The following is a 17,859-nucleotide window of genomic DNA, read 5'->3' on the forward strand; positions in this document are numbered from 1 at the left end:
GTCCACCGTTCCGCGCCCCGGGTCGGCGGGCGCTACGCGAGGGTCCTGGAGTCGCCCTGGTCGTCGAGCAGGCCCAGGTCCCGTTCGGTGACCACGCCGAAGTGGAGCGCCTTGTCGATGAGGACCTGGGACCGCCAGCCCTGGCCCTGGCCACCGCCCTCCAGTTCGACCTTGAACTTGTCCTTGAGGAGGTAGTTCACCTGGGCGTTCACGGCAGCGGTGCCGATTCCCAACCGGTGGGCCACCTGGCTCTGGGTCGGGACCGGCGGGGTGAGGCCGCGCAGCCGGGGTTCGCAGAAGGCGACCAGGACGCGGTAGTAGGTGTGCCACCGGTCCATACGGAAGCTGTTGGCCTCGGTGCGTTCACTGGTCGTGTCCGACCACCCGTCGTCGGCGCCGACGCCCCTCGGGGAGAGGACGGCGCTGCAGGCCGCCGGAGCCATCACCAGGAAGCTGTGTTCCCCCGTCGCTCCGGGGATGCGCACGCGGGAGGTCTCGAAGGGCACCACCATGCCGTGGGTGTTCGGCTGGACCTGGACGTACCCGGCCGACCGTTCGGTGTTCTCCACGATGTAGGACTTGTTGGGGCTGAGATTGCTGATCCGCCAGTGGTCCCCGTGTGAGGTGATCTCTCCGGCGTGCCGGTGTACCGCCCGGTCCCCGGCGCCGAGTCTCATGTCCACGTCGCGGCTGCGGCCGCCGCGCCCGAAGGTCCGGGTCTCCCCCGGACTCAGGTGGTGGGTGTCCATGGGGGTGTCGCTCTCGTAGTCCTGTTGGACCGTGACGACCAGGTCGAAGTCGTCGACCGGGAACAGGTGCACGCTCATCTCGCCGTCTCCAGGGGGTCAGAGGAGAAGCCCACGGGGTCGGGGCCCGCCCCCGCAGGATACTTCGGGGACCCCGACGGGCGGGGCGGGCGCGGGTCCGCGCCAGCGGGCCCGCACCGCCGTAGGTTGGTGGCGGCACCGCCGGGATCACCGAGCTCACCGAGGAGTATCCATGGGTCTGAACGCGACACCGGTCGACCTGGGAAGGTACGGCGTCTGGCTGCGCCACCAGGACCTCGACGAGGACGTCGCCGCCGAGATCGAGCGCCTGGGGTTCGGCGCCGTGTGGCTGGGCGGTTCCACCCCGGCCGACCTGGAGCCGGTGGCCACGGCCCTGGCGGCGACGTCCCGTCTGGCGGTGGCCACGGGGATCGTGAACATCTGGGCGGCACCGGCCGAGGAGGTCGCGGACGCCTTCGCGCGCCTGGAGTCCGCCTACCCGGGGCGGTTCCTGCTGGGGATCGGTGCCGGTCACCGGGAGCTCAACGGACCCGACGCGGTCCGGCCGCTCCAGGGGATGCGGGACTACCTGGACGTGCTCGACCGTGAGGGTGTCCCCGCCGACCGGAGGGTGCTGGCGGCGCTGGGCCCGAGGATGCTCACGCTGAGCGCGGAGAGGGCGGCGGGCGCCCACCCCTACCTGGTCCCCCCGGCCTACGACCGGTTCGCGCGCGGGGTACTCGGGGACGGCCCCCTCCTGGCCACCGAACACAAGCTGGTGCTCGGCGCCGACCGTGCGCGGACGCGGGAGGAGGCCCGCCGGGGGATGGCGTTCTACCTCGGCATGCGCAACTACGCGGCCAACCTGGAGCGGCTGGGGTACACCGTGCTCGACCTGGCCGACGACGGCAGCGACGTCCTGATCGACGCCCTGGTCGCGCAGGGCGGGGCGGACCAGGTGGCGTCGGAGTTGCGGGCGCACCTGGAGGCCGGGGCCGACCACGTGGTGGCGCAGGCGATCCCCGGGGAGTCCGGTCTGCTCGGCTCGCTCTCCCGGCTGGCTCCGGCGCTGACCTCCTGACCCGTCCCGGGCCGGGCCGCGCGGCGGCGCCCGGCCCGGAACGGGACCCCCGGGCTCAGTCCCGGTAGAGGGCGGCCACCTCCTCCGCGTAGCGCTCCTCGACCACACGGCGGCGGAGCTTGAGGGAGGGGGTGAGCTCGCCGGTTCCGGGCCCCCACTCCCCTGCCAGCAGCCGGTACCGCTTGACCTGCTCGGGACGGCTGAGCCGGGCGTTGGCCGCGGCCACCGCGCGCTCGATCTCGGCCAGCACCTCGGGGTGGGCGTCCAGCCCCGCGCCGTCGGCGTCCAGCCCGCGTTCGCCCGCCCACAGCGGAGTCATCTCGGGGTCGAGGACGAGCAGTGCCACCAGGTAGGGGCGGGCGTCGCCGTGCACGAGGGCCTGCCCCACCAGCGGGTGCTCCTTGAGCGTGTTCTCCACCAGGACGGGCGGGATGTTCTTGCCGCCCGAGGTCACGATGATCTCCTTCTTGCGGTCGGTGATCCAGAGGAAGCCGTCCTCGTCGATCCGGCCGACGTCGCCGGTGGCGAACCAGCCCTCCTCGTCCGTGGCGGGGCTGACGGTCCCGTCCGGTTGGAGGTAGCCCTCGAAGACCGAGCGGCCGCGCAGGTGTACCTCTCCGTCGTCGGCCAGCCGTACCTGGATGCCCTCGATCGGGCGACCCACGGAGCCGAGGCGGTTGCGGCCCACGTCCGGGGTGTTGAGCGTGGCCACGCCGACGGACTCGGTGAGCCCCCAGACGTCCATCACGGCCAGGCCCAGGGACGCCCAGAAGCGCAGCACGTCCACGGGCATGGGCGCCGAGGCGCTGGAGGCCAGGACCACCCGGTCCAGGCCGAGCCGGGCGAGCAGCGGCGTGAGCACGGAGGCGTGGACCTCCCGGTAGCGCGCCTCCAGTCCGGGGGGTATCTCCTCACCGCGTTCCCGGTGGCTGTGGTAGTCAGCGGCCACGTCCCGGGCCGTCGCGACCACGGCGGCGATCTCCTCGGGCAGGGCGGCGAGGGAGGCCCGTACTCCGGTGGCCAGCTTCTCCCACACGCGCGGCACCCCCACGAAGTGCGGGGGGCGGATCTCGGGCAGTGCCCCGGCGAGGGCGGCGGGATCCGCGCACATCCACACGTGGGAGACACGGAAGAGCGGCAGGTAGAGGCTGAGCAGCCGTTCCGCGATGTGGGCGAGCGGGAGGTAGCAGACGTGGCTGGGATGGTCGGGCAGGTCCACGGCGGCGTCGAGGGCGGTCGCCTGGGCGAGGACCTGGCGGTGGGTGATGGCGGCGCCCTTGGGGTCGCCGGTGGTGCCGGAGGTGTAGACGACGGTGACCAGGTGGTCGGGGGTGAGGTCGCGCCAACGGTCGAAGGCTCCGGAGGGCACGGTGTCGATCAGGCCGTCGTAGGGGGTGTGTCCGCGTCCGGGGTCGGGCCGCTCCAGCACCACCAGGGTCTCGAGGGCGGTTCCGGGGTCGTCGAGGAGCTTCTCCCAGTGGACGGCGACGTCGGGGTCCTCCACCACGGCGAGACGGGCACGGCTGTGGCGGCAGACGTACCCGATCTGTTCGGGGGCGGCGGTGGAGTAGACGGTGGTGGGGACCGCCCCGGCATGGACGAGGGCGAGGTCGGAGAGCCAGTGTTCGGGCCGGTTGCCCATCATGAGCAGGACGTGGTCGCCGGGGCGGACGCCGAGCGCGGCGTAGCCCTCGGCCAGGGCGGCGACCGCCTCGCGCGCCTGCTCCCAGGTGAGGGTGGTCCAGCCGGTGGCCCCGGGCTCCCGCCAGGAGAGCGCGGGGAGGCCGGGGTGCTCACGAGCGTTGCGCAGGAGGAGTTCGGGGAGGGTGCGGTTCGTGGGATCGTCCGTGGTGCCGGGGGCGGAGGTCATGTGTGCTCCTGGGGCAGCTTCCTCGTATATGTGATCCAGAACACACGAGAGCCTAGCAGTCCGCCTTTCCCCGGAAAGGGCGACGAAGAGGCGCTTTCCCGTGAAAGGACGGACCGAAACGGGGGCGTCGCACACCCCCGGGCCACCCCGCCCCGACTCTCCGGGGAGCCGGACGCTACTGATAAGTAATATTCATCTGGGGTAACCACTGGTAACACCCCGAGCGCCGTCCCCCTGTCCCGCGTGACCCCAAGGAGCCACCCCGTGCCCGACTTCTCCCTCCAGCTTCCCGAAGAGATCAGCGACGTCCGGGACTGGGCCCACGGGTTCGCCGCCGACGTCATCCGCCCCGCCGCCGCCGAGTGGGACGAGCGCGAGGAGACCCCCTGGCCGATCATCCAGGAGGCCGCCAAGATCGGCCTGTACTCCCTGGACTTCTTCGCGACCCAGGCCTTCGAGGAGAGCGGCCTCGGCATGGCCGTCACCATCGAGGAACTGTTCTGGGGGGACTCCGGGATCGGCCTGGCCATCATGGGCACCGGCCTGGCCGCCGCGTCGCTGAGCACGACCGGCACACCCGAGCAGATCGGTGAGTGGGCGCCGCAGATGTTCGGCACCCCCGACGACGTCAAACTCGCCGCCTTCTGCGCGTCCGAGCCCGACGCGGGTTCGGACGTCTCCGCGATCCGCACCCGCGCCGTCTACGACCAGGCCAAGGACGAGTGGGTGATCAACGGAGTCAAGACCTGGGCCACCAACGGCGGCATCGCCCACGTGCACGTGGTGATCGCCTCCGTCGAGCCCGAGCTGGGCTCGCGCGGGCAGGCGTCGTTCATCATCCCGCCGAACACCCCCGGCCTGTCCCAGGGCCAGAAGTTCGCCAAGCACGGCATCCGCGCCTCGCACACCGCCGAGGTCGTCCTGGACGACGTACGCGTCCCCGGCTCCTGCCTGATCGGCGGCAAGGACAGGTTCGACGAGCGGATCGCCCGCGCCAGGGAGGGCAGGCGCTCCAAGGGCCAGGCCGCCATGAAGACCTTCGAGGCGACCCGTCCCACCGTGGGCGCGATGGCGGTGGGCTGCGCCCGCGCCGCCTACGAGTACGCCCGCGACTACTCCACCCAGCGCGAGCAGTTCGGCCGCCCCATCGGCGACAACCAGGGCGTGGCCTTCCTCCTGGCCGACATGGCCACCCGCATCGACGCCGCCCGGTTGCTGGTGTGGCGGGCGGCCTGGATGGCGCGCAACGGCAAGGACTTCACCCACGCCGAGGGCTCCATGAGCAAGCTCTACGCCTCCGAGACCGCCACCTACGTCACCCAGAACTCCCTGCGCATCCTGGGCGGCAACGGCTACACGAGGGACTACCCCGTGGAGCGCTGGCACCGCGACGCCTCCATCTTCACCATCTTCGAGGGCGCCAGCGAGATCCAGAAACTCATCATCGGCCGTACCATCACCGGCCTGCCGATCCGCTGACACGGGGGTGAACCCGCAGGTGAGCGGGGAGGCTTAGGGACGAGGAGGTGAGGCCGGTGTTCGCATGGCCCGCACTCGGAGTCCTGGTCGGCATCGCCGTACCCGTCGCCGTCATCTTCCTGGTGCTGGGCATCTTCCGGATCGTCCAGCGCCAGGCGGAGAAGGCCGTCCGCTCACCCGACTACTGGAAGCAGGTCCCCGACGGGACCGGCCCGGCCGAGGAGCAGGACGCGGCCGACGAGACCGAGGAACGGGACGGGGCCCGGGGCCGCCCCGGCGACGACCGCTAGGGCGCTCACACGGCGCGCGCGACGGTGACGATCTCGCCCTCGGCGCCGGTGAACGGCCCCCGTTCCCAGTCGCCGTACCGCTCCGCGACCTCGAACCCGGCCCCGGCGAGGAACCGGTCGAGTTCCCTCGCCGGGGTGAAGCGCAGCGCGCCCCGGTCCACCCGGAGCGGGGCGCCGTCCCCGGCGGCGACGGTCTCGGTCAGGGTGACGACCCCCTCCGCCACCGACTCCACACGGTGCTCCACCCGGAGCGCGCGCCCCTGGTGGTCCACCACCTCGGCGGCGTTCTCGGGGACCCACCGTTCCCAGGCGCGCGCCACCGGGTTCCGCGTGCCGAACACGAACCGCCCGCCCTCACGGAGCGCGGCGCGGATCGCTCCCAGCGACCGGCGCAGCTCCTGGTCGGAGACGAACTCCTGGAAGGCGTTCCCGCCCATCAGCGCGAGGTCGAACTCCCGGCGCCGCGCCAGGTCCACCGCGCGCCCCTCGACCCACTCCACGTCCGCTCGCGTCCGTGCCCGGCAGAGGGAGGGCACGTCCGGATCGATCCCGAGGAGCCGCCCCGTGTGCCCCTCCCTCCGGGCCCGGTGCAACAGCGTCCCGGTCCCGCAGCCCACGTCCACCACGGCGTCGGCCGCCATCACGTGGGACAGGTGGAAGTCGTCGCACGGGGCCCAGGGGTTGAGCAGGTCGTAGAGAGCGGCGCCGTCGTCGTCCGCGTAGGGGCGGGGGGAGGTGGCCATACGTGTCAGTGTCGCCGCCCGCCCCCGCGACCGCATCCGGTTTTCGGGTGTTCGGTTTCCGGGCGCCCGGCTACTCCTTGGAGGCGGTGGCGCCCCACCAGATGTTGACGTCGGAGTCGACCGCCCACCGGTCGATGTCGCGCAGTTCCTCCTCGGTGAACTCCGTGTTCTCCACGGCTCGAAGGTTCTGCTCCAGCTGCTCCACGCTGGAGGCGCCGACCAACGCCGTGGTGACCGTGCGCGGCCCCTGGTCCCGCAGGACCCAGGAGATCGCCATCTGGGCGAGGGTCTGGTCGCGCTCGGCCGCGATCTGGTTGAGCGCCCGTGCCCGGCCGAGCACCTCCTCGGTGAGCATGTTCTCCCGCCAGCTGGGCCGCCCCACCCCCGCACGCGAGTCCGAGGGCACCTCGCCGCCGAGGTAACGCGACGTGAGCAGCCCCTGGGCCAGCGGCGAGAAGGCGACCACACCCATGCCCTCGTCCGACGCCGCCTCCAACAGGCCGTCCTCGACCCAGCGGTTGAGCATCGAGTACGAGGGCTGGTGGACGGTCAGCGGTGTGCCGAGGTCGCGCATGATCGCCGCGGCCCGCCGGGTCAGCGACGGCCCGTAGGAGGAGATGCCCGCGTACAGCGCCCGCCCGGACACCACCGCGTGGTGGAGGGCCAGCATGGTCTCCTCCAGCGGGGTGTCCGGATCCGGCCGGTGGCTGTAGAAGACGTCGACGTGGTCGAGGCCCATCCGGGCGAGCGAACGGTCCAGCGAGGACAGGAGGTACTTGCGTGATCCGCCCCGCTGGTGCGGCCCCGGCCCCATCACCCACCCCGCCTTGGTGGTGATCACCAGTTCGTCGCGGTAGGAGCCGAGGTCCTTCGCCAGGACGCGCCCGAGGTTGGCCTCCGCGCTACCCGGCGGCGGACCGTAGTTGTTGGCCAGGTCGAAGTGGAAGACGCCCAGGTCGAACGCGCGGCACAGGATGCGGCGCTGCCCCTCCAGGTCCCGGTCGTCACCGAAGTTCTGCCACAGTCCCAGCGACAGCCGGGGCAGGTTCAGCCCGCTCCTGCCGCAGTTCCGGTACTCCAGAGAGTCGTACCGGTCGTCGTCCGCCACGTACGTGCCCAAACTTCCGCTCCCCTTCCGCCTGGTTCCCGCCACCGTCGAAACGTGCCGACGCTACTCGTCGATCGTCAGCTCGCCCATCCGGTCCCAGCCCTCGCCGTCGACCACGCGACTGACGATCAGCGGGGTCTCCTTCAGCAGCGGCTTCATCGAGGCCAGTCCGGCGCGGAAGTGGTCGCTGTTGACGTGGGCCTCCGCGGCACCGTCCTTGAAAGCCTCGACGAGCACGAACTCGTCGTCGCGCTCGACGCTGCGGGACCACTCGAACCACAGGTTGCCCGGCTCGGCTCGGGTGGCCGCGGTGAAGTCGGCGACCGCGTCGAGGAAGCCGTTGACGGCCTCCGGCCTGGTCCGGAACTTGACGACGATCAGGATCATCCCGCATCTCCTTCGTTTTGTGCCACGGGGCGCGCGGTCGTGCCGCACCCCGTCGACCACTCTCCCAGAGCCCGGGGGCCGGGGCCGCGACGGCCCGGGCACCCGAGGTGTTCGTCCCCTCACCCGGGTCCGTGTCCGACACCGCACCCGGGGGAGGCCGCCGTCCGGTCTCAGGCTCCGCCGAGGGTGGTGCCCGGCAGGCGGGTGGCGCGCCACTCGTCGTCGGAGACCTCGCGCACCTCCAGGGAACCGAGGGTCTCCTCGGGGTGGACCATCTCGACGTTGGCGACCAGGGCCTCCCCGTTCAGGTCCTTGTTCACGGTGATCTCGCCGACCTCGATCTCCTCCGCTCCGGGCAGCCCGGCGACGTAGTCGGGGAAGGCCTCCACACAGTCCTGGCCGTCGTCTCCCTGGCCGACGATCGCCGCCTGGGCGCTCTCGTCAGCGAAGGTGCAGGCCAGCTCACCGTCTCCGGCGATCAACGCGGCCACGAACCCCTCCGCCACGGTACGGGCGGCGTCGGTGGCCTCGGCGGCGTCCTCCTCGCTGGGTTCGGTCCCCTCCTGGCCGTCCCCCTGGGCGGCCTCCTCGACGGCCTCCCCGTCGGGGGCCTCGTCCCCTCCGGAGCAGGCCGTGAGCGCGAGGAAGAGGGGCAGGGCTGCACACAGCAGGGTGCGTCGCATGGGGGTCGCCTTCCGTGGACGGGCGGGGAGGGCCGACAGCGGACTTCGGAGAAGCCCGGCGCCCGTCGACGCCTCCGGGGGACGCACCATTGTTACCGCATTCACCTGATTGATGACTACGTGTGCCCGCACCCGGTTCTCCGCGCACCCACTGACCAGGCAAAGCATGGGCCCTAGTTCGGTTCGGCTTGACCCCGTCCCGGGCAGGCCCCTCCAGCGCGCACTTAGCGCACACGCGCACTCACTTTGGGTAACCGCCCAGAAGGGGTTCCATGACCCATCTCGACGACGACCGCGCGACCCAGCGCGGACTGGAGGGGCTGAGCCCCTTCGAGCTCAAGGGCCATCTGATGGACCTGGCCGGGGAGTCCTCCCGCAAGAGCGCCCACGCCCTGCTCAACGCCGGGCGGGGTAACCCGAACTGGACCGCCGCACCGCCCAGGGAGGCGTTCTTCCTGCTCGGCCGGTTCGCCGTCCTGGAGTCCCGGCGCACCTGGAACGAGTGGCCCGCGGTCGCGGGGATGCCCTCCGCCGAGGGCGTGGGTGAACGGCTGTCGCTCTTCCTCGACCAGAACGCGGGCGAGCCCGGTGCCGACCTGCTCCGGCGCGTGCTCGACCGGGTGGATCCGCACCGCTGGGACGAGGTCGTGCACGAACTGGTCGACGGCGTGATCGGCGACAACTACCCGGTGCCCGACCGCGTCCTGCCGTTCGTGGCCGAGTCGGTGCACGAGTACCTGGTCCGGGCGATGGGCGATCGGGCCCCTGAGACCCCCTACGACCTGTTCGCGGTCGAGGGCGGTACCGCCGCCATGTGCTACGTCTTCGACTCCCTCCAGGCCAACCGGGTCCTGCGCCGGGGCGACCGGATCGCGCTGATGACGCCGATCTTCACCCCCTACCTGGAGATCCCCCGCCTGGACCGCTACGCCTTCGACGTCGTGGAGGTCAGCGCCTCGCGTACCACCGAGGGCGACTTCCACGCCTGGGACTACGACGACGCCGAGCTGGACAAGCTGGCCGACCCGTCCGTACGTCTGGTGTGCCTGGTCAACCCGAGCAACCCGCCCTCGGTGGCGCTCTCCGAACGCTCCCTGGAGCGCCTCCGCGACATCGTGGAGCACCGCAACCGCGACCTGGTGATCGTCACCGACGACGTGTACGGCACCTTCGTACGCGGCTTCACCTCGCTGTTGGAGGTGTGCCCGCGCAACACCCTCGGCGTGTACTCGTTCTCGAAGTACTTCGGAGCGACCGGCTGGCGGCTGGGGGTGATCGCCCTCCAACCGGACAACGTCGTGGACGACCTGATCGCGCGTCTGGAGGGGGTGGACGCCGAGGCGGTACGACGTCGCTACTCCTCACTGTCACTGGACGTGCCGGGGATGCGGTTCGTCGACCGCATGGTGGCCGACAGCCGGTCGGTGGCGCTGAACCACACCGCCGGGCTGTCCACCCCCCAGCAGGTGCAGATGGCGCTGTTCGCCCTCTTCGCGCTCACCCATGCCGACGAGGAGTACCACGCACCGGTGATGAGCGTGCTGGACCGACGGCTCGCGGCGCTGTCCGAGGGGCTGGGCGTGCCCCTGCCCAAGGACCCCCGGCGCGCGGGCTACTACGTCGAACTCGACCTGCTGTCCTGGGCCGAACGCCACTGGGGGGCCGAGTTCGCCGCGTGGACGCGCGCGAACTACGAACCGGTGGACCCCGTCCTGCGCCTGGCGCAGGAGGACGGGGTGGTGCTGCTCAACGGCGGCGGGTTCGACGGGCCGGAGTGGTCGGTGAGGATCAGTCTGGCCAACCTCGACCACGAGGCCTACGAACGGATCGGCCGCGTCCTGAAGGAGATAGGAGAGGAGTACCACCGGAGGTACACCGAGGCCACCAGGGCCACCGACCACAGCTGAGACCCCGACCGTGAGGAGTCCGCCGTGGGCGGCTGGATCACCGACCTGTTCAGGAACACCCCGGAGATCGCGCTCTTCACCGCGCTCGCCCTGGGGTACGCGTTCGGCCGGGTGCCGTTCGGACCGATCCGCCTGGGCGGGGTCTGCGGCACCCTGCTCATGGCACTGCTGATCGGCTACCTGACCGGGGCCGAACTCAGCTCCGGGGTACAGAACCTGGCGTTCGCGCTGTTCATCTTCGCCCTGGGGTTCAGCAGCGGACCGCAGTTCTTCGCCAACCTCAACCGCAAGGGCCTGCGTTACCTGGGCTTCCCGATCATCGAGGTGGTGTCGGTGATCCTCGTGGTGCTGGCGTTCACGGTGATCATGGGTCTGGACCAGGGCACTGCCGCCGGTCTGATGGCCGGTGGCGCCACGGAGTCGGCCGCGCTGGGCACCGCGAGCGAGGCGATCGGGCGGCTGGGGCTGTCGGAGGCGGAGACCCGCACCCTCCAGAACAACGTGGCCACCGCCTACACCGTCAGCTACCTGTGCGGGCTGATCACCATCGTGCTGCTCACCAGCCAGATCGCGCCCAGGCTGATGCGGGTCGACCTGCGCGCGGAGTCCGCGAGGCTGTGGCACCGGTTGAGCGGCGGGCACGACTCCCGGCCCGGAGAGCAGCCCGCCCTCCCGGACCTGGTGGGCCGCGTCTTCCGGGTGGAGGGCGGCGCCGGGCGCACGGTCGACGACCTCACCCACGCGCTGCCCGGAAGCGCGACCGTGGAGGAGCTGCGCCGGGGCGACCAGAACACGCGCCCCGAGGCCACCACGAGGGTCCGGGAGGGCGACCTGCTGACAGTGGTGGGCCGCCGTGCCGCCCTGGTCGGCGCGGAGGGCGTGATCGGCCCCGAGCAGGCCGAGGAGCCCGACGTCAAGCTGCGCTCCCTGGACGTGGTGCTCACGCACCGGGCCGCGCACAACCTACCGCTGAGCGGGATCAGGGACGTGCTCGGCCCGGGGCTGCGGGAGTCGGTGTTCGTGGAGCGGGTGACCCGCACCGAGAGGGAGCTCCCGGCGCTGCCCGGCACGGTGCTCCAGGTCGGTGACGTCCTCACGATCCTGGGGGCGCCCAGCGACGTGGAGGCGGCGGAGCGCAGACTGGGCTACCCGGTGGCGTCGCGGTACACCACCGACTTGGTCTACCTGGGCCTCGGGCTGGTACTCGGCATCCTGATCGGGCAGATCGTGATCCCGGTGGGCAACGCGGAGCTCACCCTGGGCACGGGCGGCGGCGCGCTGCTGGCCGGGCTGGTCTTCGGGTACCTCCGGGCCAGGCGACCCACCTTCGGCACCCTGCACCCGGCCGCCGCGGGCACCATGAAGGACCTGGGTCTGGCGACCTTCATCGCCGCGGTCGGGATGTCGGCGGGTCCGTCCGCTCTCCAGCTGGTGCAGCACTACGGGGTGATGCTGCCGGTCGCGGCGGTGCTGACCACCCTCATCCCGGCGACGGTGTCGATCATCGTGGGATGGAAGGTCCTGCGCATCGAGCCACCACTGCTCATGGGGGCCGTGGCCGGTCAGCAGTGCAGCACTCCGGCGATCAGCCAGGTGGTGTCCACGGCGGGCAACTCGGTCCCGATGATCGCCTACACCATCACGTACGCGATCTCGAACATCCTGCTGCCGCTGACCGGTCCGGTCATCGTGGCACTGGCCGGGATGGTGGTGTGAGCGGCGGGCCCCGGAACCGGGGCTTGTCCCCGGGGGACGACCTCTGGTCATATGGAGGAGGGTGACCGGCATCACGGTATCCACTGGCGCACAGAGCACGCGCGGGCGTGCCACCGGAGGTTCGGCGCGCGGGCGTGCGCTGCCGCGTCGGTGTGCGCCCGTGCCGGAGGTGACATGTCGTACCGACCACGGGAGGGCGCCCACGGCGCCCTCGTAGCGGACCTTCCCCCCGCCCTGGGAAGCAGGCTGCGTCCCCTGGTGCCGCATCTGACGGAGGAGGCCGTGGAGGCCGTCCGGCGCCGGGCCGAGGCCCACTCCCAGACGTTGGAACCCGCGCACGTGGAGTCGGTGCGGACGGTGATCGGCGCCGCCGCCCACGCCTTCCTCGACCGGATCGAGGACGGCTCGGGGACCGTGCGCCGCGCGGGCGCGGAGGACACCCCGGAGGGTCCGGGGGCGATCGGGCGGACCTTTCGCGCGTTCGGGGCCGGGGAGGCCCGGCAGGGACGCTCCCTGGAGTGCCTGCACACCGGGATGCGCACGTCGGCGGCGGTGGCGTGGCGACGCCTGGCCGGGGCCCACTCGATCGACCGCGACCAGATGGCCGCCCTGGGTGAGGCGCTCTTCGCGTTCCAGGAGGAGATCTCCACGGCCGCCGCCGAGGGGCACGCCCAGGTGCGGGGCGCGGGTGTGGAGGCGCTGCGGCGGCGCCGGTCCCGACTGCTGGACGTGCTGCTGGCGGAGTCGGGCACGGAACCGGAGGCGAGGACGGTGTCGTCCCTGGCGCGGGCGGCGCGGTGGCGGGTGCCCGAACGGGTGGCCGTGGCCCTGCTGCACCAGGAGGACGCGTCCGCCCCACCGGTGCCGCCCTCGGACGTGCTGGTGGACCTGGACCGGCTGGAGCCGTGCGCGCTGGTACCCGATCCCGAGGGCCCGGGCAGGCTCCGGTCCCTGGAGCGTTCCCTTCGGGGGTACCGAGCGGTGCTGGGTCCGACCGTTCCCCTGGACGAGGCTCCGGCCTCTCTGGCGCGGGCGCGGGAGCTGGCCGAGCTGGCGCGGTGCGGGGTGGTGTCCGGGCCGGGCGTGCTGCGGTGGAGCGACCACCTGCCGGAGCTGCTCCTCTCGCGGGACACGGCTCTGGTGGCGGAGCTGACCCGGTCGCGGTTGGCGCCGCTGGCCGGGATGCGGGAACCACAGCGGGAACGCATGGCCGACACCCTGCTGGCGTGGTTGGAGTCGGGGTTCAACGCCAACGAGGCGGCGGAGCGGCTGCGCATCCACCCGCAGACCGTGCGGTACCGGATGCGGCAGTTGGAGGAGCTGTTCGGTTCCCGGCTCCGGGAGCCCGGAGCGCGCTTCGAACTGGAGCTGGTCCTGCGGGCCCGCAGGCTGTTGGGACCCCTGGAGTGAGCGCATACCGAACAGTCGGGATGTTCCCCGCGCGATACGGCGCGGGGAACATCCCGGGGTTCAGTCCCGGGGGGCCAGGGCCCGGACCACGGCGGCCGGGTCGGTTCCGGGCGGGCTGATCGGGGCGATCACCGGGGTGTCCACCCCCGCCTCGGCGTAGGCGCGGATCCGTTCACGGCAGTGCGCGGCCGGTCCGTGCACGACGAGTTCGTCCACCACCGAGTCCGGGATCGCCGCGAGCGCCCCCTTGCGGTCCCCCTCCTCCCACGCGCTCCACATGGGGCCGAGTTCGTCGCGGCCCAGCCACTCGTGGAAGGCCCGGTAGACGGGGACGTTCAGGTACGCCGATATCGCCCAGCGACCGATCCCCCGCGCGGTCTCGGGGTCCGTGTCGGGCACGGCGAAGATCCGCGCCACCACCTCCTTGTCGTCACCCGACTCGCGCACGATCGGGGCGACGGTGCGCACGTCCTCGGCGGACAGCCAGTTGAGGATGGCACCGTCGGCCTCGCGGCCCGCCAGGCGCAGCATGCCCGGGCGCAGCGCGGCCACCAGGACGGGCGGGGACTGCTCGGGGACGGCGCCGAGCGTGAATCCCCGGACGGAGAAGGTGTCGTACTCGGCCGTGACCTTCCGGCCGGTCAGCGCCTCGCGCAGGAACCGCACGGTGTCACGGACCCTCTTGTAGGGCTCCTCGAAGGGGAGGGAGTTCCAGCGCTCCACGATCACGTTCGAGGAGGTGCCCACCCCCAGGACGAACCGGCCGGGCGCGGCGGCGGCCATCGTGGCGGCGCTCATGGCCAGGGTGGCGGGGCCCCGCGTGTAGGCGGGGACGATCGCGGTGCCCAGCCTCAGCCCCGGCGCCCACACGCTGGCCAGGGCCAGCGGGGTGAACGCGTCGGTGCCGTTGGCCTCGGACGACCACGCGTCGGTGTAGCCGAGGTCGGGCAGGGCCTCGAAGAGCGGGCGCTGGTCGGCCAGGGGGACGCCCTCGAAGGGAACGGTGATGCCCCAGCGGTCGGTCATGACGGCTCCATGGGTCGGTGTACGAACCGAACCGGATTCGGCCCGGTGTGGCACGACCGTACCCCCGCGGCCCGCCGCGCAGAAGACCGCGCCCGAGCCAGCCGAGGCGTATGTTCGGAGTCGGGGCCCCGCGGGCCCCGAACGGACGACCCCGAGAACGAAGGAGGCCATCCCCGTGGCCAAGCCACCCTCTCCCTACGACTTCCTGCCCGTCGTCGACGCGTTCACCGTGACCAGCGACGACGTCAAGGACGGTCAGGCCCTGCCCCGGGCCCAGGTCAGCGGGATCATGGGTGCCGGGGGCGTGGACGTCTCCCCGCACCTGTCCTGGAGCGGGTTCCCCGAGGGGACCCGGAGCTTCGCCGTCACGTGCTTCGACCCGGACGCGCCCACCGCGAGCGGTTTCTGGCACTGGTCGGTCTGCGACATCCCCGTCGACGTGACCGAGCTGCCGACCGACGCGGGCAACGGTTCCGGTCTGCCGGAACAGGCCGTGACCCTGCGCAACGACGCCGGGAGCCACCGCTACGTCGGCGCGGCCCCGCCCGCCGGACACGGGCCCCACCGGTACGTGTTCGCGGTGCACGCCGTGGACGTCCCGACCCTGGGCATCGATGCCTCCGCGAGTCCGGCGTTCCTCGGGTTCAACCTGTTCTCGCACGCGATCGGCCGCGCGTTCATCACGCCCACGTACGAGCAGGACTAGCAGGACCCGGGGGGGTGACCCCCGCCGCCGGAGGGCGGGTGACGCACCGAGCGCGTCACCCGCCCTCTGCCCTTCCTCCCGGGGCCATGGAGTACACGCGCGAGGGGCCCGTTCGGTTGTCCTGGGAACCGCATCCGGCCAATCCCGGGTCGCGGGAGCACTCCCCCGTCTAGGCTCGATCCATCCCCCGGCCCACTCGAATCTCGCTCGGAAGGGTTCAGCCGGTGCCACAGCAGACTTCGAGGAAACCGACCGTCGTGGTGACGACGGCGGGTTCCGCACCCACCCCCGGAACCATCCTTCACCTGCGCGAGAACGGCTTCCGAGTGGTGGCCACCGACGTGGACCCGGCCGCTCCCGGCCTGTACCTGGCCGACCGGGGCCACCTGGTCCCGCCGGGCGCCAGCGAGGCCTTCCTCCCCCGGATGCGGTCCCTGTGCGCTGAGGAGGGGGCCGCCGCCGTGGTGCCGCTGGTGGACGAGGAACTGGTCCGCGTGGGCGGTCTGTCCGAGGACGGAATCGCCGTCCTGCTGCCCCGTCCCGGGTTCGTCACCACCTGCCTGGACAAGTACGCCCTCATGCGTCGGTTGGAGGACGCCGGGATCGGGGTCCCCCGCACCTGGCTCGCCTCGACCTGGCCCGCCGACGCCGCCGACCGGCCCCCGGGCGGGCTGATCGTCAAGCCCCGCAGCGGTCGGGGCAGCCGGGGCGTGCGGGTGGTCGAGTCGTCCCGTGACGTGGCGGGCGTGGTCGCGGAGAGCGGATACGCGGCCGACGAGCTGATCGTGCAGGAACGCGTCACCGGCCCCGAGTACACGGTGTCCGTCGTGGTGTGGCGGGACGGCGAGGTGCAGGCGGTCGTGCCCAAGGAGGTCCTGCTCAAGCAGGGCGTCACCAGGTACGCGGTCACGCGCCGCCACCCGGAGGTCGCCCGGGCCTGCCGCGCCGTCCAGAGCGCCCTGCGCGCGGACGGACCCTTCAACGTGCAGCTGTGCCTGGACGACCGGGGGCGGCCCAGGATCTTCGAGATCAACCCCCGGTTCTCGTCCACGGCGGCGCTCACGGTGGCAGCCGGGGTCGACGAGATCACCGGCCTGCTCCGCCAGGCCGTGTGCGACGGCCCCCGGCTCACCGACGAGTGGCGGGAGGGCGTCACGATGGTGCGGCGCTGGACCGACGAGTTCATGTCCGAGGAGCGGTTCGCCTCACAGGGGATCTCCCCGGCCCCGCCCGAGGGGTTGGTCCCGCCGGGACCGGTGACCTCCGGTGCGCCCGCGACCGTTCCGGCGCGGGTCCGATGAGCGCTGAGACCGCGCTCGTGGAGGCGATGGCGCGCGCGGTCACGGAGGTCGGCGGGCTGCTGCGCGCGTGGCGTCCGGACCCGGCCGCGCGGGACGGCGTGTGGGAGGGAAGCCAGTTCAAGGCCGAGGCCGACGCCCGGGCGCACCGGGCGCTCTCCCTGCGGCTCACCGCGATCGACCCCGGCGTCCCGGTGGTGAGCGAGGAGGACCCCGCGTCCCTCACCCGGGAGCGCCCGCCCCGGTACTGGCTGATCGACCCCATCGACGGGACCGCCAGTTACGTCCACGGGTTCGACGGCTACGTGACCCAGGCGGCGCTGGTCGTCGGGGGGCGTCCCGAGGCGGCGGCGGTCTTCGCTCCCGAGCGGGGCACCCTCTACACGGCCGAGCGCGGGCGGGGTGCGCGGCGGAACGGGCGCGTACTGCCCCCGCGGCCACCCGCCCCGCCCGGCCGGGGTGTGCTGACCGACAACACCCCGGAACCCTCGGGGGTGGCCCGTCGCGTGTACGACCACTTCGGCTACGGCGGGTACCTGGAGAGCGGGAGCATCTCGCTGAAGCTCTGCCGGATCGCCGAGGGTGACGCCCAGTTGTTCGTGAAGGACGTCCCGGTGCGCGACTGGGACGTGGCCGCGCCCGGTCTGGTGCTGGCCGAGACGGGGGGTCTGCTGACCCGTCTGGACGGCTCGGGGTTCACCTATCAGGGGGCCTTCGAGCACGTCGGCCTGGTGGGCGCGGGCGACCCGTCCACGTGCCGCGAGGTGTCCCGTTGGCTAGCGCTCTGACCTGCGACGAAACCACCTCGCCGACGGTGGTTCGCAAACCGCTGGAACTGGGGTCCATCATCCCTTTCGCGCGCCGGACACGGCGCGTATCGTGTGGAAACCAACGCGCCTTTGGGGGTGGGAAGTGGAGGCCCAACGTCTGCCGCTGAACCAGATGCGCGCCTCGGACACCGAGCGGGACCTGACGGTCGACCGCCTCGCGGTGGCGTTCTCCGAGGGCCGTCTGGACCACGAGGAGTACGAGCGCCGCGTGGGCGCCGCCCTGAGCTCGGTCCTGGTCGGTGAGCTGCGCTCCCTGACCGCCGACCTCCCCGAACCCGAGATCCCCGTGCCGCCGCCGAGAGTCCACCGTGAGCGCCACCGCGACCGCGATCCCGCGGGTGCTCCGGTGCCCTGGGAGGAGTGGGGCGAGGAGTGGCGCTGGTGGCTGGGTGTGGCCGGGGCGCTGACGGGTGTCTGGGGCGTGGCCAGCCTGCTCGGCGGCGAACTGGTTCCGTACTGGCCCCTAGTCCCGCTGGGGATCTGGGCGGCGGTCCTGCTCGCCTCCGCCATCTGGCCGAGCGAGGACACCCCTCCCTGAGGTTCGGCGCCGGGAGGCGG

Annotated in this window: 17 protein-coding genes; 10 read left to right on the plus strand and 7 right to left on the minus strand. The window is 72.3% G+C overall.

Annotation, left to right across the window (positions count from 1 at the left end):
- Positions 1–32: 32 nt before the first annotated feature.
- Entirely contained in the window at positions 33–827 is a 795-nt protein-coding gene (locus ACFW3L_RS01010) for a winged helix-turn-helix domain-containing protein (RefSeq protein ID WP_378734932.1), read from the minus strand.
- A 172-nt stretch (positions 828–999) separates the two neighbouring features.
- Between ACFW3L_RS01010 and ACFW3L_RS01015 the strand changes: the two genes are divergently transcribed.
- Positions 1,000–1,848: a TIGR03620 family F420-dependent LLM class oxidoreductase gene (locus ACFW3L_RS01015; RefSeq protein ID WP_378734934.1), complete on the plus strand. Its 849-nt coding sequence runs from the start codon at positions 1,000–1,002 to the stop codon at positions 1,846–1,848.
- Between the two features lie 55 nt (positions 1,849–1,903).
- Here ACFW3L_RS01015 and ACFW3L_RS01020 read toward each other — a convergent pair whose 3' ends face one another.
- On the minus strand, positions 1,904–3,718 hold the full coding sequence (locus ACFW3L_RS01020; protein ID WP_378734936.1) for an AMP-dependent synthetase/ligase: 1,815 nt from the start codon (positions 3,716–3,718) through the stop codon (positions 1,904–1,906).
- A 264-nt stretch (positions 3,719–3,982) separates the two neighbouring features.
- Between ACFW3L_RS01020 and ACFW3L_RS01025 the strand changes: the two genes are divergently transcribed.
- Together ACFW3L_RS01025 and ACFW3L_RS01030 are read left to right on the plus strand one after the other, a co-directional pair.
- Positions 3,983–5,197 carry an acyl-CoA dehydrogenase family protein gene (locus tag ACFW3L_RS01025; RefSeq protein ID WP_378734938.1) on the plus strand — a complete coding sequence of 405 codons (1,215 nt, stop codon included), beginning with the start codon at positions 3,983–3,985 and terminating at the stop codon, positions 5,195–5,197.
- A 56-nt stretch (positions 5,198–5,253) separates the two neighbouring features.
- Positions 5,254–5,487 (plus strand): hypothetical protein, encoded by a 234-nt coding sequence (locus tag ACFW3L_RS01030; protein WP_378734940.1) that lies wholly within the window; start codon positions 5,254–5,256, stop codon positions 5,485–5,487.
- Between the two features lie 5 nt (positions 5,488–5,492).
- Here ACFW3L_RS01030 and ACFW3L_RS01035 read toward each other — a convergent pair whose 3' ends face one another.
- The 4 genes from ACFW3L_RS01035 to ACFW3L_RS01050 form a co-directional block, all read right to left on the minus strand.
- Positions 5,493–6,230, minus strand: coding sequence for a class I SAM-dependent methyltransferase (locus ACFW3L_RS01035; protein WP_378734942.1), 738 nt, complete (start codon positions 6,228–6,230; stop codon positions 5,493–5,495).
- A 70-nt stretch (positions 6,231–6,300) separates the two neighbouring features.
- On the minus strand, positions 6,301–7,350 hold the full coding sequence (locus tag ACFW3L_RS01040; protein WP_378734944.1) for an aldo/keto reductase: 1,050 nt from the start codon (positions 7,348–7,350) through the stop codon (positions 6,301–6,303).
- A 51-nt stretch (positions 7,351–7,401) separates the two neighbouring features.
- Entirely contained in the window at positions 7,402–7,725 is a 324-nt protein-coding gene (locus ACFW3L_RS01045) for a putative quinol monooxygenase (protein ID WP_378734946.1), read from the minus strand.
- A 170-nt stretch (positions 7,726–7,895) separates the two neighbouring features.
- Complete coding sequence (locus tag ACFW3L_RS01050; protein WP_378734948.1) at positions 7,896–8,408, minus strand: lumazine-binding domain protein; 513 nt, start codon at positions 8,406–8,408, stop codon at positions 7,896–7,898.
- A gap of 272 nt (positions 8,409–8,680) precedes the next feature.
- On the opposite strand from ACFW3L_RS01050, the gene ACFW3L_RS01055 reads away from it, so the two are divergent.
- From ACFW3L_RS01055 to ACFW3L_RS01065, 3 genes are all read left to right on the plus strand, one after another.
- Positions 8,681–10,315, plus strand: coding sequence for a bifunctional aspartate transaminase/aspartate 4-decarboxylase (locus tag ACFW3L_RS01055; RefSeq protein ID WP_378734951.1), 1,635 nt, complete (start codon positions 8,681–8,683; stop codon positions 10,313–10,315).
- Positions 10,316–10,339: 24 nt separating this feature from the next.
- Positions 10,340–12,031 (plus strand): aspartate-alanine antiporter, encoded by a 1,692-nt coding sequence (gene aspT, locus ACFW3L_RS01060; RefSeq protein ID WP_378734953.1) that lies wholly within the window; start codon positions 10,340–10,342, stop codon positions 12,029–12,031.
- Positions 12,032–12,205: 174 nt separating this feature from the next.
- Positions 12,206–13,441 (plus strand): PucR family transcriptional regulator, encoded by a 1,236-nt coding sequence (locus ACFW3L_RS01065; protein WP_378734955.1) that lies wholly within the window; start codon positions 12,206–12,208, stop codon positions 13,439–13,441.
- 60 nt (positions 13,442–13,501) lie between these two features.
- Here ACFW3L_RS01065 and ACFW3L_RS01070 read toward each other — a convergent pair whose 3' ends face one another.
- Complete coding sequence (locus tag ACFW3L_RS01070; RefSeq protein WP_378734958.1) at positions 13,502–14,467, minus strand: LLM class F420-dependent oxidoreductase; 966 nt, start codon at positions 14,465–14,467, stop codon at positions 13,502–13,504.
- A gap of 175 nt (positions 14,468–14,642) precedes the next feature.
- Here ACFW3L_RS01070 and ACFW3L_RS01075 point away from each other — a divergent pair, with 175 nt between their 5' ends.
- From ACFW3L_RS01075 to ACFW3L_RS01090, 4 genes are all read left to right on the plus strand, one after another.
- Entirely contained in the window at positions 14,643–15,173 is a 531-nt protein-coding gene (locus ACFW3L_RS01075; protein WP_378734960.1) for a YbhB/YbcL family Raf kinase inhibitor-like protein, read from the plus strand.
- 257 nt (positions 15,174–15,430) lie between these two features.
- Positions 15,431–16,474 (plus strand): ATP-grasp domain-containing protein, encoded by a 1,044-nt coding sequence (locus tag ACFW3L_RS01080; protein WP_378734963.1) that lies wholly within the window; start codon positions 15,431–15,433, stop codon positions 16,472–16,474.
- Positions 16,471–17,259 carry an inositol monophosphatase family protein gene (locus ACFW3L_RS01085; RefSeq protein WP_378734966.1) on the plus strand — a complete coding sequence of 263 codons (789 nt, stop codon included), beginning with the start codon at positions 16,471–16,473 and terminating at the stop codon, positions 17,257–17,259. Before ACFW3L_RS01080 ends, ACFW3L_RS01085 begins: the two co-directional genes overlap by 4 nt.
- Before the next feature lie 124 nt (positions 17,260–17,383).
- Entirely contained in the window at positions 17,384–17,839 is a 456-nt protein-coding gene (locus ACFW3L_RS01090; RefSeq protein ID WP_378734968.1) for a DUF1707 domain-containing protein, read from the plus strand.
- Positions 17,840–17,859: the final 20 nt, after the last annotated feature.

The organism is Nocardiopsis sp. NPDC058789 (assembly GCF_042745575.1).
Lineage (GTDB): Bacteria > Actinomycetota > Actinomycetes > Streptosporangiales > Streptosporangiaceae > Nocardiopsis > Nocardiopsis eucommiae.